Origin of the sequence: Hyphomonas sp., assembly GCF_041689225.1 — a bacterium.
Classification (GTDB): Bacteria; Pseudomonadota; Alphaproteobacteria; order Caulobacterales; family Hyphomonadaceae; genus Hyphomonas.
Genome location: NZ_JBDNGN010000168.1, coordinates 18,573 through 39,744, shown reverse-complemented (window position 1 = coordinate 39,744; position 21,172 = coordinate 18,573). Strand labels below are relative to the sequence as shown.

19 protein-coding genes are annotated in these 21,172 nt (G+C 63.2%); 13 read left to right on the top strand and 6 right to left on the bottom strand.

What is annotated here, in order from left to right; translation table 11 throughout:
• The first annotated feature begins 145 nt into the window (after positions 1-145).
• The 6 genes from ACESNB_RS16720 (at position 146) to ACESNB_RS16695 (ending at position 5,529) form a co-directional block, all read left to right on the top strand.
• A complete protein-coding gene (locus ACESNB_RS16720; RefSeq protein WP_373009393.1) occupies positions 146-523 on the top strand; it encodes a MarR family winged helix-turn-helix transcriptional regulator in 378 nt (125 codons plus the stop codon).
• A 53-nt stretch (positions 524-576) separates the two neighbouring features.
• On the top strand, positions 577-1,959 hold the full coding sequence (gene mgtE / locus ACESNB_RS16715) for a magnesium transporter (RefSeq protein WP_373009391.1): 1,383 nt from the start codon (positions 577-579) through the stop codon (positions 1,957-1,959).
• A 107-nt stretch (positions 1,960-2,066) separates the two neighbouring features.
• Positions 2,067-3,299 (top strand): lysozyme, encoded by a 1,233-nt coding sequence (locus ACESNB_RS16710; RefSeq protein ID WP_373009389.1) that lies wholly within the window; start codon positions 2,067-2,069, stop codon positions 3,297-3,299.
• A 58-nt stretch (positions 3,300-3,357) separates the two neighbouring features.
• Positions 3,358-4,530 carry an isovaleryl-CoA dehydrogenase gene (locus ACESNB_RS16705; RefSeq protein ID WP_373009387.1) on the top strand — a complete coding sequence of 391 codons (1,173 nt, stop codon included), beginning with the start codon at positions 3,358-3,360 and terminating at the stop codon, positions 4,528-4,530.
• A gap of 32 nt (positions 4,531-4,562) precedes the next feature.
• The gene (locus tag ACESNB_RS16700; protein ID WP_373009385.1) at positions 4,563-5,045 is read left to right on the top strand and encodes a lysozyme inhibitor LprI family protein; all 483 of its coding nucleotides are present in this window, start codon (positions 4,563-4,565) and stop codon (positions 5,043-5,045) included.
• Positions 5,032-5,529, top strand: a complete 498-nt coding sequence (locus tag ACESNB_RS16695) for an arsinothricin resistance N-acetyltransferase ArsN1 family B (RefSeq protein WP_373009383.1) — start codon at positions 5,032-5,034, stop codon at positions 5,527-5,529. Before ACESNB_RS16700 ends, ACESNB_RS16695 begins: the two co-directional genes overlap by 14 nt.
• A 77-nt stretch (positions 5,530-5,606) precedes the next feature.
• On the opposite strand, the gene ACESNB_RS16690 is transcribed toward ACESNB_RS16695, so the two are convergent.
• Both ACESNB_RS16690 and ACESNB_RS16685 read right to left on the bottom strand, forming a co-directional pair.
• Complete coding sequence (locus tag ACESNB_RS16690; RefSeq protein ID WP_373009381.1) at positions 5,607-7,592, bottom strand: ATP-binding protein; 1,986 nt, start codon at positions 7,590-7,592, stop codon at positions 5,607-5,609.
• Positions 7,593-7,699: 107 nt separating this feature from the next.
• Complete coding sequence (locus ACESNB_RS16685; protein WP_373009379.1) at positions 7,700-9,490, bottom strand: patatin-like phospholipase family protein; 1,791 nt, start codon at positions 9,488-9,490, stop codon at positions 7,700-7,702.
• A gap of 122 nt (positions 9,491-9,612) precedes the next feature.
• On the opposite strand from ACESNB_RS16685, the gene ACESNB_RS16680 reads away from it, so the two are divergent.
• From ACESNB_RS16680 to ACESNB_RS16665, 4 genes are all read left to right on the top strand, one after another.
• Positions 9,613-11,220: a carboxyl transferase domain-containing protein gene (locus tag ACESNB_RS16680; RefSeq protein WP_373009377.1), complete on the top strand. Its 1,608-nt coding sequence runs from the start codon at positions 9,613-9,615 to the stop codon at positions 11,218-11,220.
• Between the two features lie 101 nt (positions 11,221-11,321).
• The gene (locus tag ACESNB_RS16675; RefSeq protein ID WP_373009375.1) at positions 11,322-11,633 is read left to right on the top strand and encodes a hypothetical protein; all 312 of its coding nucleotides are present in this window, start codon (positions 11,322-11,324) and stop codon (positions 11,631-11,633) included.
• A 153-nt stretch (positions 11,634-11,786) separates the two neighbouring features.
• Positions 11,787-12,371 (top strand): NAD(P)H-dependent oxidoreductase, encoded by a 585-nt coding sequence (locus ACESNB_RS16670; protein ID WP_373009373.1) that lies wholly within the window; start codon positions 11,787-11,789, stop codon positions 12,369-12,371.
• A gap of 173 nt (positions 12,372-12,544) precedes the next feature.
• Positions 12,545-13,348, top strand: coding sequence for an enoyl-CoA hydratase-related protein (locus ACESNB_RS16665; RefSeq protein ID WP_373009371.1), 804 nt, complete (start codon positions 12,545-12,547; stop codon positions 13,346-13,348).
• On the opposite strand, the gene ACESNB_RS16660 is transcribed toward ACESNB_RS16665, so the two are convergent.
• On the bottom strand, positions 13,332-13,688 hold the full coding sequence (locus ACESNB_RS16660; protein WP_373009369.1) for a hypothetical protein: 357 nt from the start codon (positions 13,686-13,688) through the stop codon (positions 13,332-13,334). The two genes, ACESNB_RS16665 and ACESNB_RS16660, sit on opposite strands and share 17 nt — an antisense overlap.
• Positions 13,689-13,817: 129 nt before the next feature.
• Here ACESNB_RS16660 and ACESNB_RS16655 point away from each other — a divergent pair, with 129 nt between their 5' ends.
• Complete coding sequence (locus ACESNB_RS16655; protein WP_373009367.1) at positions 13,818-14,693, top strand: DUF817 domain-containing protein; 876 nt, start codon at positions 13,818-13,820, stop codon at positions 14,691-14,693.
• A gap of 48 nt (positions 14,694-14,741) precedes the next feature.
• Entirely contained in the window at positions 14,742-16,646 is a 1,905-nt protein-coding gene (locus ACESNB_RS16650) for a biotin carboxylase N-terminal domain-containing protein (protein WP_373009365.1), read from the top strand.
• On the opposite strand, the gene gltX is transcribed toward ACESNB_RS16650, so the two are convergent.
• The gene (gene gltX, locus ACESNB_RS16645) at positions 16,643-18,025 is read right to left on the bottom strand and encodes a glutamate--tRNA ligase (protein WP_373009362.1); all 1,383 of its coding nucleotides are present in this window, start codon (positions 18,023-18,025) and stop codon (positions 16,643-16,645) included. The genes ACESNB_RS16650 and gltX overlap by 4 nt on opposite strands.
• A 95-nt stretch (positions 18,026-18,120) precedes the next feature.
• On the opposite strand from gltX, the gene ACESNB_RS16640 reads away from it, so the two are divergent.
• Entirely contained in the window at positions 18,121-18,942 is an 822-nt protein-coding gene (locus ACESNB_RS16640) for a hypothetical protein (protein WP_373009360.1), read from the top strand.
• A 3-nt stretch (positions 18,943-18,945) separates the two neighbouring features.
• On the opposite strand, the gene ACESNB_RS16635 is transcribed toward ACESNB_RS16640, so the two are convergent.
• Positions 18,946-20,595, bottom strand: coding sequence for an NAD+ synthase (locus ACESNB_RS16635; protein WP_373009358.1), 1,650 nt, complete (start codon positions 20,593-20,595; stop codon positions 18,946-18,948).
• A 59-nt stretch (positions 20,596-20,654) separates the two neighbouring features.
• Positions 20,655-21,044, bottom strand: coding sequence for a hydrogenase (locus tag ACESNB_RS16630; protein WP_373009356.1), 390 nt, complete (start codon positions 21,042-21,044; stop codon positions 20,655-20,657).
• Positions 21,045-21,172 lie beyond the last annotated feature (128 nt).

The window sequence follows — 21,172 nt, the reverse complement described above, 5'->3', positions numbered from 1 at the left end:
ATTCTCTATGGTTATTGTGCGTCGTGAGGACGTGTGATTGAAATCCCGACATAAAGCTGTATATGCACGTAATATGATTACACCGTCTCAAACTCCTGCATTTGAATTGCCATGCTCGGCCGGGCGGCTGCTGCGGGCCGCTCGCGTGTTGACGCGCCACTATGACGACGCGCTGCGTCCGGTCGGGATCACGATCACCCAATTCGGCCTGCTGAAGGTCATCCAGCGCCTCGAACCTGAATCCATTTCCGATATTGCCCAGGCGCTGGACATTGATCGCACGACCCTGTCACGCAACCTCAAGCCGTTGGAAAAGGCGGGACTGGTGTTCCGTGGCAGTGAAGGCGAAAGCCGCCGTCGCCGCGTGTTGTTGACGACGCTGGGTGTGGCCAAGCTGAAAGAGGCTCAACCATTCTGGCAGATGGCACAGGATCGCGTCGAGGACGTGCTGGGCGATGCAAAACTCCAGGACCTCTACGGCGCCCTGTCAATGATCCGGCCCGAGTTCATCGCGCATCCCTAGCCTGTTGACGTCGGCGCTTGCCGAAACGCGCCAACCCCGGCAAGAACGGCGCCATGATGGATACTTCACAGCCCAACTCCCCGACACAGGATTCGGCCGAGATCGACGCCGCGCTGCTGGCGGACGTGAAAGATGCCGTCGAGGAGCGCGACACGCGCTGGCTTGCCCGCACACTGCAACGCATGCACCCGGCCGATGCCGCCGACCTTCTCGAACAACTGCCCTATGATGCGTTCGAGGAAGCCGTTGAACTGCTTGGCGGAGAATTGCCGCCGGATATCCTGATCGAGCTGCGCGATACCTATCGCGAAGGCGCCGTCGACATGCTGCCCGACCACGCGGTCGTCAACGCGCTCGACGAACTCGATTCCGATGACGCGACGACGATCCTCGACGACCTCGACGCTGACCGGCGCGAGCGTATCCTCGAAGACCTCGCCCCGATTGACCGAGCCCAGCTCGAACGCGGCCTGGCCTATGAGGAAGAAACCGCCGGTCGCCTCATGCAGACGGAATTCGTGGCGCTGCCCGAATTCTGGACGGTCGGCCAGTCGATCGACTATTCCCGGAAACTCGGCACCGAGCTGCCGGAAGTCTTTTACGAAGTCTACGTGACCGATCCGGCTCACCGCCTGATCGGTGTTGTGTCGCTGGCAACGCTACTGCGTTCGCCGCGCGATACGCCGTTGTCGGACATCATGGAAGACCCGATGTCCAGCATCGCCACCGACATGGACCAGGAAGAGGTCGCCTACCAGTTCCAGAAATACTCGCTCGCCTCGGCACCGGTGAAGGATTCGGCTGGTCGCCTTGTCGGCATGATCACGGTCGATGACATGGTCGACGTCATCCAGTCTGAAAACACCGAAGATCTGCTCTCCCTGCTCAACGTGAGTTCGGCCGCCGGGTCCGATTCGGTCTGGGACACGGTCAGGGCGCGCGCGCCCTGGCTGGGCGTCAACCTGTTCACGGCCTTCATCGCGTCAGGCATTATTTCCATATTTCAGGGCACGATCGAGCAGATCGTCGCCCTGGCGGTCCTGATGCCTGTGGTGGCTGCACTCGGCGGCAATGCCGGCAGCCAGGGCCTCGCCGTGGCGGTACGCGCCATTGCCGAGCGAGAGCTTGATGGCGCCGCGGCGCGGCGCGCCGTGATGCGTGAATTCCTGAGCGGCACGGTCAATGGCGTCATCTTTGCCATCGGGGTCGGCCTGATTGCCTTGCTCTGGTTCCGCCAGATGGACATTGCCCTTGTCATTGCGGCTTCGATGTTTGCCACGTTCATGTGGGCAGGGCTGTCCGGCATCCTGGTGCCGCTCACGCTCAAACGGCTTGGCGCCGACCCGGCCGTTGCCTCCTCGGTGTTCGTGTTAACCCTGACCGACGTGATGGCGTTCTTCAGTTTCCTCGGCCTGGCGTCGCTGGTTCTGTTGTAAAACGCGGCATTTGCCTTGCCGAGTTCGCCGCTTAGGCGAACAGGCGCGCCATTTGCAGGTGGTCGCGATAGTAAAAGTCCAATTGTATCAATACGGGAGCCACCTGTATGGCCCGCCCAATGCGAACGTCCCGGCTAGGGCTCGAACTCGTCAAGAGTTTTGAGGGCTTTCGTGCGCATGCCGTCCAGCTTCCCAACGGGATCTGGATCATCGGATATGGCCATACGGCAACCGCCCGCAAGGGACTGACGGTCGACAAGGCCGACGGCGAACTTATCCTGCGCCACCACGACCTCCTGCCCGTCGAGCAGGCGATTGCGGACCGTGTCCTCGCCCCGCTCAGCCAGAACGAATTCGACGGGCTTATCTCATTCGTCTTCAATATCGGCATCGAGGCCTTTGCCGGTTCCGATGTGCTGAGCCGCCTCAACACGGGTGACCGCCTGCAGGCGGCAGACGCCATGGGTTTCTGGCGCAAGGGCCGCATCGAGGGCGAAGTGCGCGTGATCGACGCCCTGGTTCGTCGTCGCGCAGCCGAGAAAGCGCTTTTCCTTGAACACCCGTCGGGCCGTGCATCCATACCCTCCGCGCTGGTCCGTCCCGAACTGGATGTCGGTGCATCTCCGATGACGCCGCATGAGCGGGCAATTGTCGTCGAAACGCGGGTGGACGGGGAGCGTGCGACCGCCGCCAGAGCGAGCGCGCCGGGCACTTCGCCACAAGCTGCCGCTCGCGCCGTCAACGAACGGCTCACCCGCATCCTGGGCGAGAATGCGTCGCTTGCATCCGGCCAGACACGCCCGGTCGCCGACAATGACAGCGTGCAGGACGGGCCCAGCATTGACGACATCACACGCGCCGTGTCGGCGCTGGCCGATCCCGATGGCAAGCTGCAAGCCTCACCAGTGATCGATGTGGCCAAGGGGCCACCCGAAGGGGTCGAGCGCCGCCGCACGCCCCGGCCGCCATCGCCGCCACCTTATGCGTCGCCCCTCGAGCATGGCGGCGGCATGCTGCCTGCGGCAGACCCGGTGGTTGTTGACGACCTCGAACAGATCCGCCTCAGCGATGAGGAAATCGAGCGCACCCTGGCCGAGAATGGCAACTACCATGACGACACATGGTATGAGGTGATGCGCGAAGGCTGGCCGTTCGCGCTGCTGGCAGGCCTCGGGATGATTGGCTTCCTCCTGGGGGTCGAACGCTTCTTCCGGGAGGCCTCGCGCCTCGTCGAGCGCACGTCAGACATCTATGTCGGGCCGCTGATCGCGCTTGGCAGCGGGGTCGTCCTCGTGACCTCCGCCTATTACCTGATGCGGATTCTGGCCCGCCGGACCTGACCCTTCCTGCGGCGCATTTTCCGCTGACACGAACGGCCGGCCCTGCTAGTCAAGCGAGATGATTGCGAAAACATATCCCAGCCTGAACTTCGATCTCGGCGAAACCGCCGACATGATCCGTGAAACCGTGGCAAGCTTTGCCCAGAATGAAATTGCGCCGCGCGCGGCGGAGATCGACCGTACCGACACGTTCCCACGCGATCTCTTGCCGAAAATGGGCGAGCTCGGCCTGCTCGGCATTACCGTGGAAGAGGAATGGGGCGGCACCGGCCTCGGCTATCTTGAACACGTCGTGGCGATGGAGGAAATCTCCCGCGCCTCGGCTTCGGTCGGCCTCTCCTATGGCGCCCACTCGAACCTCTGCGTCAACCAGCTGCGCCGCTGGGGCAGTGACGACCAGAAGGCCCGCTACCTGCCGAAACTGATCTCCGGTGAACATCTCGGCGCCCTCGCGATGAGCGAAAGCGGGGCTGGTTCCGACGTTGTCTCGATGAAGCTGAGGGCCGACAAAAACGGAGACCGCTACGTCCTCAACGGCACCAAGATGTGGATCACCAACGCTCCGGATGCCGATACGCTCGTCGTCTATGCCAAGACAGATCCGAAGGGCGGTTCCAAAGGGATAACGGCCTTTCTGATCGAGCGCGGCTTCAAGGGCTTCTCGGTCGCCCAGAAGCTCGACAAGCTCGGCATGCGCGGTTCGGAGACCGGCGAGCTGGTGTTCGACAATTGCGAAGTGCCGGAAGAAAACGTCATGGGCCCGGTCGGCGCCGGCGCCCGTATCCTGATGAGCGGCCTCGACTATGAGCGCGCCGTGCTCTCAGCCGGCCCCACAGGCATCATGCAGGCCTGCATGGACGTCGTCCTTCCCTACGTGCACGACCGCAAACAATTCGGCCAATCGATTGGCGAGTTCCAACTCGTGCAGGGCAAGCTCGCCGACATGTACGTCCAGATGAATGCGGCCAAGGCCTATGTTTATGCCGTCGCCAAGGCGTGCGACCGGGGCGAGACGGCTCGCAAGGACGCAGCCGGGGCGATCCTCTACGCTGCCGAAACCGCCACCAAGCTGGCGCTCGACGCGATCCAGCTGCTCGGCGGAAACGGCTATATCAACGACTACCCGACCGGGCGCCTCCTGCGCGATGCCAAGCTCTATGAGATCGGTGCGGGCACGAGCGAAATCCGCCGCTGGCTGATCGGACGGGAACTGTTCGGCGAAACGGGATGATGCGGATTGTTCTGATTGCGATTTAGGCGAGCGTGTTCGCGGCGTCGGTCCGAGCGGAGGAAGGCCCGTCAGCAGACGAATGGATCGCACCTGCAATTGAGAAAATTGAAGCCTGCCGCCAGGCCAGCACTGTGGATCACTCTCCATCTGAAAACTGCATAGGTCTGATCGTATCCATATGTCCCGGCAAGGATGGCAGCACATCTTCGATGGTCGGATGCTTCGAGGTTGAGCGCCGGTATTGGGCGTCACAGATTGCAGCCCCACTACAGGCCCTTAGAGCCTACAAGGCAAAATTCCTTGGCAACCAAGAACCGGACTACGCGGTTGCCCCTCGTCTCGATATTTATCAGAAAGATTGGGCGACTTGGCTGCAAGACAAATGCGGCTTTGCCGCCCACAGGTACCGGCGGGGCAGTATTGGCCGGACTACTCGAGGGATGTGTGGGATGCGAACAACCGGTGAGCGCGTGTTGGAACTCGAAATGATGGTCCGACAAGATGTCCGCGAGTAGCGACGATGCCGTAGTGATCCGGCTCGCCCGACCCGACGATACCGATTCCATTGCGGCGATTTACGCGCCGATCGTCCGCGACACGGTGATCTCGTTCGAGATCGACCCGCCCACACCAGCAGAGATGCGCCAACGCATCGCCGCGACAATGGTCACGCATCCCTGGCTGGTTGCCGAGAAGGATGGCGTGATCGTCGGCTATGCCTATGCCTCGCAGCACAGGACGTGCTCGGCCTATTGCTGGTCCTGCGACGTTACAGTTTACATGGCCGAGGCGGCGCGCGGGAGAGGGCTTGGAACGCGTCTCTACACGGATTTGTTCGGCATCCTGTGCGCGCAGGGCTTTCACGCAGCCTTCGCGGGCATCCCACTGCCGAATGCCGCCAGTGTTGCGCGCCATGAGAAGGCCGAATTCCAGCATGTCGGCATCTACAGGCATGTTGGATACAAGCATGGCGCCTGGCACGATGTGGGGTGGTGGTAGCGTCAGTTGGTCTCTGCTGACGGCTCGCCGGATACGCCGCGCCTGCTTAAGGATGTATTGCCGAAGTAGACTGGCGACTAGACCTTGCGCCGACGCTCGTCGAGCGTGGTCTCGCCTACCAGGCATTCTTCAACCACGGTCAATAACGAACGCTGATCGATCGGCTTGGACAGATAGCCGTCAAAACCCCGCGCGATGTATTTTTCCCGGTCCCCGCGCATCGAGTCTGCGGTAAGGGCGATCACGGAAACGGCGGCATTCGGGCCTGTCCCGTCGCGCAGCTGGTCAAAGGCGCGCTGACCGTCAAGTTCGGGCATGTGAATATCCATCAGGACCAGGTCGAAAGCTCTGTCTCCAAGCTTTTCAAGTGCGTGCTTTCCATTGACTGCCTCGCCGACGTCATAACCGCTCTGCTCAAGGAATGTCCGGGCGACCCGCCGGTTGATCGCGTTGTCATCGACGACGAGCATCCTTTTGCCCGGATTGGGTGATTTGTCTGCGTCCGCCAGCTTCGGCTCGACTGGCTGGAGTTTGCGCAGCAGCGCTTCCCGCGAAACTGTTTGCGCGATTTCGGCGGCAAATGTCAGCGTGAAGATCGAGCCGCGCTCCGGGTCGCTGACAAGCGAGACGTCGCCGCCCATCATGCGGGCGAGTTGGCGCGTGATCGGCAGGCCAAGCCCGGTGCCGCCATATCGGCGTGTGGTTGAGCCGTCAGCCTGCGCGAAGGATTCGAAAATCCTGCCCATCTTGTCTGCCGGAACGCCGCAACCCGTATCGGACACATGAATTGTGACGTTCATCATGTCACCGTCGCCACGCTGACCGGTGGCAACAACGAGAACGTCTCCGGAATCGGTGAATTTGATGGCATTCGAAATCAGGTTGCCGACACATTGTCTCACGCGGACGGGATCGATCACCAGGTACGACGGCACGCTCGGGTCGATGAACAGTTTGAGCTTGATTCCCTTGTCGTCTGCGCTCGGCTCGTAAAGCTTGCAGAGGCGGTCCAGCTTGTGGCGCAGGTCCGACTCGATGAGTGACACTTCCATGTGACCGGCTTCGATCTTGGACAGGTCCAGAATGTCGTTCAGTATAGAAAGCAACGTCTGGCCTGATTCGAGGATGACGTTCACCTGATCGGCACGTTGGTCATCGAGACCGGATGCCGCCAACACTTGCGCCATGCCGAGAATGCCGTTCAGGGGCGTGCGGATTTCATGGCTCATATTGGCCAGGAATTCGGACTTCAGCTGGGTCGCGAGTTCGGCCTTCTGCACGGCCGACGCCAGTTTGTGGGCAAGCTTTCGCTCCTCGCGCACGTCGCGTGCATGCGAGATGAAGATTCGTTCGCCCCGGACTTCTGAATAGACGCTCGACAGGGCATTCGAAACGACGATCTCTTCGCCGGTCTTGCTCAGAAGGACAATGTCGATGACCTCCTGGTCGATCTTTCCGCCCCACATTTTCTTGCCGGCCTTGACGACGGCCTGGAAATCCTCCGGACGCATAATCACGGCGCTGGACTGGCCGACCAATTCGTCGGGTTCATATTCGAGAAGGCCATTCAATGCCGGGTTGGCATAGAGGATTTCGGCGGACTCGGTGGTCAGGGTAATGCCCTGCACCGCATGCTCAAACGCAGCGAGGAACATCTCGTACGAAGCGTTCGCGGTGTCGCGTTCCAGGACCAGGTCGGTGATCTCGACCGAGCAGATCAGGCAGCCATCATCCTTCGGCAGGATCGTATAGCGCACCACCGTACCCTGCAGGTGTTTCAGTCGGCCATCCGGACTGGGTCTGCGTCCACTCTTGTAGAGTTCCCGACGTTCGCCGGTCTCGATGCAGCGCACGGCATCGAAGAACATGCTGGAGTCCCGGTAGGCCGGATCAACGTCGCAGACGCGCAGGCCGACAATCGACCCACCTTCGGGAAGAACGATCCGGTTGGCGGCCTCATTGGCTTCCGTCCAGATGAAATCGACGATATGGCCATCGGAATCGCGCACGGGTGCCAGTTCCACGATCGTGACCGGCAGCATGTCCAGGACGGCTGGATCCATGACTGTATTCCTCCTGACCGGACAGTTTTATTATGATTGGTCGCGGCTCAGGTGATAATCGCGCTTTCTCGGTTAACGGATCGTTGAAAACAGCTGGCCGAGGTGAACTACGGCGTGCAGCACTTGGCCTTGATATCGCTCGTTTCCAGCGCCTTCTTGGCGGACTCATAGCCCGCCTCCACGGTTGCGTCATAGGCTTCCCAGTCACGCAAGTCCGTATCGATCAGCTCCGGCAGGACCAGGACATCCGTCATGTCCCGCCCGAATGTCCTGTCGGCCCGGATCGTGGCAGTCCGCATCAGCAGGCCGGCAATCGGCGGGGCAGCGGAGAAGCCGTGTCCCAGCACCCAGCGGAAGAAATTGGGCGGATTGATGAATTCATCGACATTCAGGCCCTCGGCCTGCTGGGTGACATCGCAGCCGACAACATAACCGCGATGCATGTCGCGCATCACGTCGACCGGAAAATTGTTCAGTACGGCCCCGTCAACCAGAAGGTCATGCCCTTCCACCACAGGCGGCAGGATGCCGGGCAGGGAAATCGTTGCGCGCAAGGCGTCGCGCAGCAGGCCGGTCCGGTGCAGGTGCAATGACCCGGTTGTGAGGTTCGTCGATGTTGCGAAAAACGGGATGTCGAGATCGCCGATCTCGGACTCGCCGAAATGTTCCTTCAGGCGGGCATTGACGCGCAGGCCCTTCACCATGCCCACGACAGGCAGGTTATAGTCGCCGAGCGGATTGGTCTCGACAAAGGCCTTGCGGATGCGCCAGTCGATTTCGGTGTCGTCCCAGCCCATGGCAACACAGGCGGCAATCACGGCACCCATCGACGAGCCGCCGACGAAGTCGATCGGGATGCCCTCTTCGCGGATCGCCTTCACCATGCCGATATGCGAATAGGCCCGCGCGCCGCCGCCCGACATGACGACCCCGACCGAGCGACCGTCCATGACGCGGGCAAGCCGCGCACAGCTTGCGCCATGCACGCCGGTCCAGTGGAACACGCGGCTGCCGCCCGAGGCTTCGAGCCATTCGACCGGCCGCGCTGCGCGGCGCTCATTGCCAGGGTGCAGCAGCACAACGTCGACCAGTTTCAGGGCGAGCGCCGGGGAATTTTCGTCCGGCATCAGCGGGATCGACGGGCGCGCATCGGCGCGGGCCATCACCCAGATCCGGTCGGCCTGCCGGATCGACAGGCGAAACCAGGAATTGCCGCCAATGGTTGACGTAAGAATGACGACGTCGTGGCGCGTTTCCAGGTCGTCGAAGAAGGCGGCCGGCTTTTCGTCCCCTTCCGTTTCCCCAATCACGACCGAAGACTTGCCTGCCTTGCCGAGGCATTCGGCCAGCGCCCTGGCGCGCAGGCTGAGGTCGATCGTCGGCGACGTGGCGACCAGTGTGAACACTTTCGGCGCGGCCCGGGTCGAGCGCTGCCCGGCCTTGCCGAGGCGTTTCAGGATCACCCGGATCATGCCCTCCAGCAGTTCCGGTTCGGCTTTCACCATGCGCTGCCAGCCCTTGCGGGTGATCGCGATCACTTCCGAATCGCGGATCGCATAGACCGACCCCGTATGCGGGGCGTTCTCCGGTTCGCCGTCGCCATCGAGGTCGAGGCCGCCGAGGAACAGGGCCATCTCGCCCACCGGTTCGCCGGTGCGGATATGGCCGATGAATTCGTCATGGCCGTCCGGGCTTTCCCGGAACGCGCCCAGCGAGCCTGACAGCACGAAATAGATGCAGTCTGCCGGCTCACCCGCCTTGAACAGGCTGCCGCCAGCCGAGAGGGAAAACCAGCGGGCTTCCTTGCCGGCCGCTTTCATTGCACGGGCGGGCACGTCCTTCAGGAACGGGATATTCTTCAGCGCCGGCGTGACGTCGATATTCATCTGAGTGAGCATGCCCATTTCGTGTGAACCTTCCAAGGGGTAGCTTACCTGAACTCTCTCAATTTTGGGTTACAGTCGCGTGACAGGGGCCCCGGCCCTCGCTAAGCAGGCCTTTGGCCCATAAGGGAGGCACCATGCCGGTATTGAAATCGAGTCTCGACGTTGCGGGGCCGGGCTTTGCCCGCAACCGCGCCGCCATGCAGGCCCTGCTGGACGAACTGGCCGAAAAGACCGCGGCGGCGGCCCTTGGCGGTCCCGAAGCCTCCCGCACCCGCCACACAGAGCGCGGCAAGCTGCTGCCCCGTGAGCGCGTTGAGCGCCTAGTCGACCCGGGCAGCGCCTTCCTCGAGATCGGCGCCCTGGCCGCCCATGGCATGTATGATGGCGATGCCCCCGGCGCCGGCATCATCACGGGCGTTGGCCGCATCGAGGGCCGCGAATGCATGATCGTCTGCAATGACGCCACGGTGAAAGGCGGCACCTACTACCCCCTGACCGTCAAGAAACACCTGCGCGCGCAGGAAATCGCCCTCGAGAACCGCCTGCCATGCATTTACCTCGTCGATTCCGGCGGGGCGAACCTGCCGCACCAGTCCGAAATCTTCCCCGATCGGGAACATTTCGGCCGCATCTTCTACAACCAGGCCCAGATGAGCGCGAAGGGCATCCCCCAGATCGCCGCCGTCATGGGCAGCTGTACCGCTGGCGGCGCCTATGTGCCCGCGATGAGCGACGAGACCATTATCGTGCGCAAGCAGGGCACCATCTTCCTCGGCGGCCCGCCACTGGTGAAGGCCGCCACCGGCGAGATCATCTCGGCGGAAGACCTTGGCGGCGCCGACGTCCATGCCCGCCAGTCCGGTGTCGCAGACCATTACGCCGCTCATGACGCCCACGCGCTCGCCATCGTGCGCTCCATCATCCGCACGCTCGCCACGCCCAAGCCCCAGCCCTTCGCCCTGACAGAGCCGGCTGAGCCGCTCTTCGACCCCGCAGAGTTGCACGGCCTCGTCCCGCCGGATCTGAAGGAGACTTATGACGCCCGCGAAGTCATCGCCCGCCTCGTCGACGGCTCGGAATTTCACGAGTTCAAGAAGCTCTACGGCGAAACCCTTGTCTGCGGCTTTGCCCGGCTCTACGGCATGCCCGTCGCGATCCTCGCGAACAATGGCATCCTGTTCTCCGAAAGCGCCCAGAAGGCGGCACATTTCATCGAACTGGCCGACCAGCGCCGTATCCCGCTCGTCTTCCTGCAGAACCTCACCGGCTTCATGGTCGGTTCGAAATACGAGGCCGGCGGCATCGCCAAGGACGGCGCCAAGATGGTCACCGCCGTCGCCACCGCCAGCGTGCCCAAGTTCACCGTCGTCACCGGGGGCAGCTTCGGGGCAGGCAACTATGGCATGTGCGGGCGCGCCTACAGCCCGCGCTTCCTGTTCATGTGGCCGAACGCGCGCATCTCGGTCATGGGCGGCGAACAGGCCGCCTCCGTGCTCGCCACGGTCAAGCGCGAGGGCATCGAGCGCAAGGACGGGGAATGGTCCTCCGAGGCAGAAGAGGCCTTCAAACAGCCGATCCGCGACCTCTACGAGGAAGAGGGCAATCCCTATTTCTCCACCGCGCGCCTCTGGGATGATGGCATCATCGACCCCGCCGACACACGCCGCGTCCTCGGCCTCGCCCTCTCCGCCAGCCTCAACGCACCGTTCCCCGAACGTGGGTTCGGCGTATTCCGGATGTGATCATTACATCTGGTTCGTGAACGGCTTTTCACGCCCAATTAATAGCGCCTTGCCGTATGTTTGTGTCTGAGGCGGCACAGATACGGCGAAGGAGATGCGATATGGCACGACGGGCAGGTTTCCTCATGGCTGCAGCGATGATGACGGCGCTGGCAGGCCACGCCGACCAGTTGCCGGATTTCTCCCAGTTCGATCTCGATGATGACGGCCTGATCTCGGAAGACGAATATGTCTCCCACCAGACCGGCACGCGCCGCGCCAATGAATCCGAGGCCCTCGCCAAGTTCACCCGGTTCGATCTCGACCAGAACCATACGGTCAGCGAAGACGAGCTGCGCCGCGCGGTGGACGCCTGGCGGGGCATCGATGACGACACGTCCGTGTCCGCGACTGATCTGGCTGATAGTCAGTAACCGCATATGACATGGACCCGGGGGAGGGCCTGCCTGTGGCGGGCCCTCTTTTTGTGTCGCCGCGTCGCACGTCTAGGGGGAGTTGCGTATTGGGCGGCGCCGCCCGGTCTGGCAGGAACCGCCTCAGGGGCAGGTCTCGACTAGGAGTGCGACATGACCAAAATCTGTATCATTGACGGCCACCCGGACCCGACGCCGCGCCATCTCATCCACGCATTGTGCGACGCCTATGCCGAAGGCGCAGCGGAAGAGGAGCATGAGGTTTCGCGGATCGCCGTCGCGAAGCTCACCTTTCCGCTTATGCAGACAGCGGAGGAGTTTGCCAGCCCGCCGCCTGAGCCGATCCTGACCGAGCGCGAGAAGATTGACGCGGCCGATCACCTGCTGATCGCCTTCCCGCTCTGGCTGGGCGGCATGCCGGCCAAGCTGCGCGCCTTCTTCGAACAGGCGGCGCGGGCAGAATTCTTCCTGGCCACCGGGGACAGCGCGCGTCAATGGCCGATGCAGATGATGAAGGGCAAGTCCGCCCGCACCGTCATCACGATGGGCATGCCGGGCCTTGTCTACCGGTTTGGCATGGATGCCGGCGCCCTGCGCGCGCTGGAGCGGGGTGTCCTCGGCATTTCCGGTTTCGGCCCGCTTCACCACACGATTCTCGGTGGGGCCGGCGAGGTCGATGAGGCCAAGTTCAAGCGCTGGTGCACCGACATGCGCATCTTCGGCCGCGAAGCCGTCTGACGCGTCCCGGCGGCGGTCTCGCACGTGCCCCCGCCTGCGGCCTTTACGGGCTTTATCGTATTCGCTACGAGCCTGCATCTCTGGCATAGTGACCCTGAACCGGCTTCATGCCGCCCCCGTCACGACCGGCAGGCCGCCGGAACCGAACCCGCTCTCACACGTCAGGACTCCGCATGACAAACACCGTTTACGAAACCATCCGCCTTGAAGCGACGCAGGAAGGCCTTGCGGTCGTCACGCTGAACCGGCCCGACGTACACAATGCCTTCAATGCGCTGGTCATCGAGGAGCTGACCGACGCGTTCGACACGATTGCCGATCAGGAAACCATCCGGATGATGATCCTGCGCGGCAATGGCAAGTCCTTCTCCGCCGGGGCAGACCTAAACTGGATGAAGCAGGCCGCCGAGCTGCACACGAAAGAGGACAATGAGCACGACGCGCAAAAGCTCGCCGCCATGCTCCTGTCACTCTATGAAATGCCGCAGATGACGCTGGCCCTCGTGCAGGGTGCGGCCATGGGCGGCGGTGCCGGCCTGGTGGCCGCCTGCGATGTCGCCGTCGCCATGAAGGATACGAAGTTCCGCTTTTCGGAAGTCAGCCTCGGCCTGACGCCCGCCACGATCAGCCCCTATGTCATTGATGCCATCGGCCCGCGCCGGGCTCGCGCCCTGTTCGTGACGGCGACGGTGTTTGATGCCGACTATGCCGAGCGCATGGGCCTCATCCACTATGTCGTGGACGACCAGGCCGGCATGACGGCGATGGAAGAGCACCTGGCCAATCTGGTCTTTGCCGCTGCGCCCGGCGCGATTGCCGATTCCAAGCGCCTCGTGCGCGATATCACGGGCGAGATCATCGACAAGGATCTCGGCCATGAAACCGCGCGCCGCATTGCGGCCCGGCGGGCATCGGATGAAGGCAAGGAAGGCATCGCCGCCTTCCTCGAAAAACGCCCGCCTAGCTGGGGTCGGTAACCAGCGTCTTGGTGGCCGATTTGACCGGTAGTCCGAGATCGCCGAGGAAATTCAAGGTCGCGGCCACCGGATTTATCCCGGTCAGGGACTCGATCTGGTGCTGGAATACATAAGCGAGGACCGAAACCAGCACGATATAGATCGCGAACTGCATCAGCGACTTGAGCAGGAAGGCCCCGGCGCTGCCCGCCACAAGGCCCACCCCGCCCAGGATCAGCGCGCCGCTGATCGGTGTCAAATTGCTGACATCGGCTGCCTGTGTGTAGCCGATATAGCCCCCCACGGCGGCGCCGACGATGCCGGCAAGGCCGCTCAACTGAACTCCGGATGCATAGGCCATATTTAGTCCCCTCGTTTGACTAGGGTTAATGCATACGCCAAGCCGTGGACCTGACAAAGCCGGAATTTCGCCCCGGGAACGACCCGTTCCGGTCTTAAACCCGCCCCGATATCGGACCAGTGATGTGCCATGACCACTGGACCGACCCGACCCCCTACCACCCCCTTGGCGCACCGCCTGCACACCGCCCGCGCCACCCTGCACGCCCGCTGGGTGAACGGGCCAGTGTCGCAGAGCCTGTTCGAATTCCTCGCCTTTGGCATCAAACAGGCCTGGGCCTGCCTGTTCGGCGGTGCCATGCTCGGCCTGCTGCTGCTGACCTTCCTGTTCTACCCGGACGGGGCCCCGGTCTCGCGCTACGATTTCCTCGTGCTGGCGGCGCTTGCGATCCAGGCCACCATGCTCCTGTCCGGGCTGGAAACCTGGGAAGAGGCGCGCATAATCCTCGTCTTCCATGTGGTCGGCACCGTGATGGAATTGTTCAAGACGCAGGCCGGCAGCTGGATCTATCCCGAGGAAAGCTTCCTGCGCATCGGCGCCGTGCCGCTCTTTTCCGGCTTCATGTATGCCGCCGTCGGCTCCTATATCGCCCGGGTCTGGCGCATATTCGCCTTCCGCTTCATCCATTTCCCGCCGCTCTGGCTGCAGGGCCTGCTAGCCGGGATCATCTATGTGAACTTCTTCGCCCATCACTGGCTGCCCGACATCCGCCTCGCCCTCTTCGCCGCCACGCTCCTGATCTATGGTCGCTGCTGGGTGCGCTTCCGGCCCGACGTGTCCTACCGGCGCATGCCGCTCGTCGTCGGCTTCGGTCTGGTCGCCCTGTTCATCTGGTTCGCGGAGAACCTCGGCACCTTTGCCAACGCATGGGCCTATCCGGGGCAGGCGGACGGTTGGGAAATGGTGTCCTTCGCCAAGCTCGGTTCCTGGTACCTGTTGATGATCATCAGCTTCGTGCTGGTCGCCACGGTCCACCGCGTGCGGCCCGCAGACCTGACGGCCTGAACCGCTCGCAACTTGTCTTTTCAGGCAAAATCGGGTCTTGCTGCCGCCATGATCAAAAGCCTCCTTATTGCCAATCGCGGCGAGATTGCCTGTCGTATCATGGCCACCTGCCGCGCCCTCGGAATCCGCACGATTGCCGTCTATTCCGACGCCGACGCAGCCGCCAAACATGTCCGTGAAGCCGATCAGGCCGTGCATATCGGCCCGGCCCCGGCCGCCGACAGCTACTTGCGTGCTGACAAGATCCTCGCGGCTGCCAAGGCCAGTGGCGCCGACGCCATCCATCCCGGCTACGGCTTCCTGTCGGAGAATGCCGAATTCGCTGAAGACGTCCGCAATGCCGGCTTCATCTGGGTCGGCCCGCCGCCCTCTGCCATCCGCTCCATGGGGCTCAAGGACGAAGCCAAGCGCATCGCCGAGGAAGCCGGTGTGCCAGTGCTGCCGGGCTATCGCGGCGAGGCGCAGGACCTGAAAACCCTCGCCGCCGCGGCGAAAGAGGTCGGCTTTCCTCTCCTCATCAAGGCGATCGCCGGTGGCGGGGGCAGGGGCATCCGCCTCGTCGCCAAGGCATCGGCCCTGAAGGACGAGTTGGAAAGCGCCGTGCGCGAGGCCGAAGCAGCTTTCGGCGATGGCCGCGTCATGCTGGAGAAACTGGTCGAGCAGCCCCGCCATATCGAGGTCCAGGTCTTCGGCGACAGCCACGGCAACACTGTCCACCTGTTCGAGCGCGACTGCTCGCTGCAACGCCGCCGCCAGAAAGTGCTCGAAGAGGCCCCCGCGCCCGGCATGCCGGACGACGTGCGCAAGGCCATGACAGACGCCGCCGTGAAACTGGCGGCTGCCGTGAAGTATGAAGGCGCCGGCACGGTCGAATTCATCGTCGATGGCAGTCGTCCGCTCAGCGTCGACAGTTTCTGGTTCCTCGAAATGAATACACGCCTCCAGGTCGAACACCCGGTCACCGAGATCGTTACAGGCACAGACCTGGTCGAATGGCAGCTCCACGTCGCCGGTGGTGGCGAACTCCCCCTCGCACAGGACGAGATCACGCTTCGCGGCCACGCCATCGAGGCGCGCATCTGCGCTGAGGACCCGTCCGAGGACTTCCGCCCCGGCGCCGGCCTGATCCTCGAATTCGGCCTGCTGGAACCCGTCGATGGTGAACTCATCCGCTGGGACACGGGCTTTGAAACCGGCGACCGGGTGCCCTCAAGCTATGATTCCATGATCGCGAAACTCATCGTCTCCGGCGACGATCGCGACGAGGCCGTCGACCGCCTCGTCGATGCGCTCGCCCACACCCAGCTTGTCGGTGTGCCGTCGAATGCCGGCTTCCTGCGGCGCTGCGCCATGTCAGATGCCTTCCATGACGCCACCCATCACGTGAACTGGATCGCCGAACAGGGCGATGTGCTCACCGCTGCGCCTGAGTCCCACCAGCACGCCTCTGTCATGGCCGTCTGCGATGTCCAGCTGGACGCGCCGGGCGCTGCCCAGCCCTGGGACATGAAGGATGGCTGGCGGATGAACAGCGCGCCCATGCACCGGGCTGCGGTAGCCGTCGGCGGCGATGCCGACTGGATTGACCCCGACGACTATGATGTCGATGAAAGCCTGCCGCTCCCCCTCGTCACCGACCTCTCGCCCCGCCGCTACGCCGTCACCACGGCAGGCGACAGCGTGCTGGTCGACGTGCCCGACTATGACGCCGATGTCGAAGCCTTGCTCGGCGGCGATGCGGTAAAGGCCCCGATGCCCGGCAAGGTGATCGCCTTGAACGTGAAGGCCGGCGACACGGTCACCCACGGCCAGACGCTCGCCGTCATGGAAGCCATGAAGATGGAACACTCGCTGTGCGCGCCGCGCGATGGCGTGGTGGAATCCGTCACCGGCACAGTCGGCGAGCAGGTCGCCGAAGGCGTGGTACTGGTTCAGTTGGTGGAAGAGGCCTAGGCCGCCTTCAGCCGTGCCAGTGCCCGGTCGCGCCCGATCAGCGGCATCAGGCTCGCCATGTCCGGACCGTGTTCCTGGCCGGTCAGCGCCTTGCGCAGGGTCATGAACAGGCCCTTGCCCTTGCGGCCCGTCGCGGCTTTCACGGCGTTCGTCCATTCGCTCCAGGTCTCGGCGGTCAGCTCGCCAGCAGGCAGCAGGTCAGCCGCCTGCAGCACGAAATCCTTGTCCTCGGCGTCGACCAGCGGCGGCCGATCGCCGAACACGGTGTCCACCCAGGCTTTCACCTCGGGCAGCAGCGAACAGTTCTGGCGCACGACGGTCCAGAACGCTTCATCGGCGGCCTTGGGATCGATCGCCGCCAGCCGGTCCTTCACGTCATCAAAGGGCATGCCATGCAGGATCGTCGCGTTCAGCGACAATAGGTCCGCCTCGTCAAAGCGTGCCGGGGCCCGGCCGATCTTGCCGAAGTCGAATTCCTTCGCGAGCTCATCTAGGCTGGTCCGGGCCTCGACATTGTCTGATGTGCCGATCTTCGCCAGCAGGCTGGTGATCGCCATTGGATCAAAGCCCTGTTCGCGCAATTCGCCCATCGACAGCGAGCCGATCCGCTTGGACAGGCCCTGTCCGTCGGCACCGATCAGCAGCGGCGTGTGGGCCATTTGCGGGGCCGTGCCGCCCAGCGCCACGAAGATTTCGATCTGCGCGCCGGAATTGGTCACATGGTCTTCGCCGCGCACGACATGCGTGATCTTCGCGTCGATATCGTCCACCACCGACGGCATCGTGTAGAGGTAGGAGCCATCCTCGCGGATCAGCACGGGGTCTGACAGGCTCGACGTGTCGATGCTCTGGAGCCCGCGCACCAGGTCGTCCCACTCCACCCGGTTGCCGGACAGTTTGAACCGCCAGTGCGGCTTCACGCCATCGGCTTCCAGCTTTGCCTTCTCAGCGTCGCTGAGGTCCAGCGAGGCGCGGTCATAGACCGGCGGACGCCCGCGCGAGAGAGCGATCTTGCGCTTGCGCTCCAGTTCGTCGGCGCTCTCGTAACAGGCATAGAGCAGCCCCATCTCCTTCAGGCGCGCGGCGGCCTTGTCATATTCTCCAAACCGGTCCGACTGGCTGAACGTGTCGGCCCAGACGAGGCCGAGCCAGGTCAGGTCCTCGCGCAGGCCGTCTTCATAGGCCTTTGTCGAGCGTTCCACGTCCGTGTCGTCGATGCGCAGGATGAATTTCCCGCCTTTAGCCTGCGCAAACAGCCAGTTGATCAGGGCCGTGCGCACGTTGCCAACGTGCAGGCGCCCGGTGGGCGAAGGGGCAAAGCGGACAATCGGGTGGGTCATGGGCGTGGTTTTCCAGTCATCAGAAGCCGCTTTCGACATCAAATTGCCTAAAAAGCCAAGGCATAGCCGTCACAATCTTGCTATTGTTTGTGCTAATCATAGAGACTCAAGCGAGTCGCCCGAAGGAGTGGGACATGAAATCTGGCTGGATCTTCGCCGCTGCCATGGCGCTGGCCGCCTGCGGTCAATCGCCCGATGTGCCACAAGACAGCGATATCGTCGCCACCGATGGCTCGGAGCTGGAAACGGCCGATGCCGGTCAGCTGGCCCCGGCGAGCGACTATGTTGCGCCCGACTATGCCAAACTGTCCGGCTATGATGAGGGCTGGTACATCTCGCCCGGCTGGCCCGGCGAATATCCGGCCGGTTTTGTCGTGCTCGACGAGGGCGTCACCCTGCAGGGCGGCGCGCGCCCGAACCCGGCCGCGCCCAGGGACAAGGCCTGCACGCTGCCCCGCCTGGCCAATTACCAGCTCTGGAACTATCCGCGCGTTTCGGCCGACAAGCTCGAATTCTTTGTCGCTACGAAAACCTTCCCGGTCACGCTCACGCAGGACGCCGCCGTTGAATATGTCAGCGATGCCGGCAGCATGCAGACACTCGAGCTAAAACAGGGCGACCAGCTCAACTACCTGCGCTATCTCGGCGAAGGCTTTGCCATCCTGTCTTTCGGCGGCACCGAATATGACATCAATGAAGCCGAGCTGATCGACATTACCGACATCCAGGACTCCAAGGGCGAGGAAGACGAATGGGTGCGCGTCACTTGCGCCGACGGCTCCCAGGCATGGCTCCTCTATGACGAGGTCGTCGCGGTGCCCGGAATCGCGCCCTCGCCGATCACCGGCTATGGCGACGCCTCCGACATCAGCGCCGACCAGGTCGACTCGATCCGGTTCGACGCCGAAGTGAATGCCGCTGCCGCCGCCGAGGCCGCGAACCAGCCGTTCGAATAAGGTTCAGTCGTCGCGGAAGCGGTTGGTGATCGGATAGCGCCGGTCGCGGCCGAAATTCTTGCCGCCGACCTTCACGCCGGGAGGCGCCTGCCGCCGCTTGTACTCGGCAATGTAGAGCAGGTGCTCGATGCGCCGCACGGTGGCCGCGTCATGACCGCGCTTCAGTATGTCGTCGACATCCTCTTCAAGGTCCACGAGGCCGCGCAATATGTCGTCCAGCACCTCATACGGCGGCAGGCTGTCATCGTCGCGCTGGTCTTCGCGCAGCTCGGCCGATGGCGGCTTGGTGATGATCCGTTCCGGGATCACCTCGCCGCCGGGCCCCAGCGCGCCGCGCGGGATCGACGTGTTGCGCCATTTCGCCAGTTCGAACACTTCGGTCTTGTAGAAATCCTTCAGCGCATTGTAGCCGCCGCACATGTCGCCGTACAGCGTCGCATAGCCGACCGCCATCTCGCTCTTGTTGCCCGTCGTCACCACCATGTGACCAAACTTGTTCGACAGCGCCATCAGCGTCACGGCCCGCAGGCGCGACTGGATGTTTTCTTCCGTCGTGTTCGGCTCGGTCCCGGCAAACTGCGCGCTCAGCATCTCGCCCAGCGCATCCACGCCGGGCCGGATATTGATGATGTCATACTTGCAGCCGAGCAGTTCGGCGCAGGCCTTGGCATCCTCGAGGCTATCCGAGCTCGTATATTTCGACGGCATCATCACGCACCAGACGCGCTCAGCGCCGAGCGCGTCCACCGCCATCGCCGCCGTCAGCGCGCTGTCGATGCCGCCGCTCATGCCCAGCACCACGCCGGGGAACCGATTCTTGTTGACATAATCGCCCAGTGCCAGCACCGCCGCGCGGTATTCCGCCTCCCAGCCTGTCGTCAGCTGTTCCTTCGGCCCGCTCTGGAAACTGCCCGTCGCGCCGTCGAACGCGACCATGGCCGTGCCGGTCTCGAAATCGCCCAGCAACTGGTGCTCGGTGCCATCATCGTCCACGGCGTAGCTTGAGCCGTCAAACACCAGTTCGTCCTGCCCGCCGACCTGGTTGACGAACAGGTAGGGCAGGCCGGTCTTGCGCCAGGCCGAAAAGGTCGAGTGGCGCTCTTCATGTACCGTCCGGCGCCATGGCGAGCCGTTCGGCACCACCAGCATCTGCGCGCCTGCGCTTTTCAGCGCCAGCGGCACCCGGTCGAACCAGATATCCTCACAGATCGCGACGCCCACTTTCACGCCCTTCAGCGTGAACACGAAGGGCGCGCCCGTCCCGGCGTCGAAAATGCGCTTCTCGTCGAACACGCCATAATTGGGCAACTCGCTCTTGTCACAGCGCCCGGCGACATGGCCGTCTTTCAGCAGCACCGATGAATTGTGCACCTTGTCGCCGTCCCGCCACGGGGCGCCGATCAACATGGCCGGCCCGTCCGCCGTCTCGCCCGCCAGCGTTTCGACCGCCGCCATCGACAATGTCACCGCCGAGGGCTTCAGAACCAGGTCTTCCGCCGGATAGCCGAGAATAAACAGCTCGCTCAGCACCAGCAGGTCCGCGTCGCGTTCCCGCGCCTCGGCATAGGCCTCGCGCGCCAGCGCCAGGTTGCCATTGATGTCACCAACCACAGGGTTCAGCTGCGCCGCGAGAATATCCAGGACTTTGCTCATTCTGAGCATTTAAGACCCTGTCGGCTCCATGTCATCCGGAAAGGTCGCGAATGCGGATATCAATTGGCCCGCCGCAAAGGCCCCGCCAGCAGCAACGCAGCCCCGACCAGCATGGCGAGCGCCAGGGCCAGCAGGCCCACGCTCACGACCATTTCCTGCCAGTCGGCGCCTTCATGCCCGGCCCCCACGATGGGCGTCATCTTCCCGGTGCCCCAGATTGCGGCAAGCTGTGTCATCAGCCAGTTGACGCTGGTGCCGAACGCCACGGCCCAGAACGCCAATGCCTGGGTGCGCGGCCCCAGGTTCACCCGGTCCCAGACGGCCCCCGCGGCCAGCAGGAACGTGCCCTGCATGTGCGCTGACAGGCCCATGCGCGGATTGGCCATCAGGCCCGTCACCAGCCCCGACAGCAGGCCGAGCAGGAATAACAGCGCGCCAAGCTGCAGCAACCTGTCCTTCTGGGGGGCGGCCCGCGCCCCGGTTTCATGTATGTCCGGAATTCTGGATTCCCCCTCGTATTTTTTCCTTCAGCGATCGAAACGATGAGGCCAGATTGAAATACCTGCTCCGCACACGT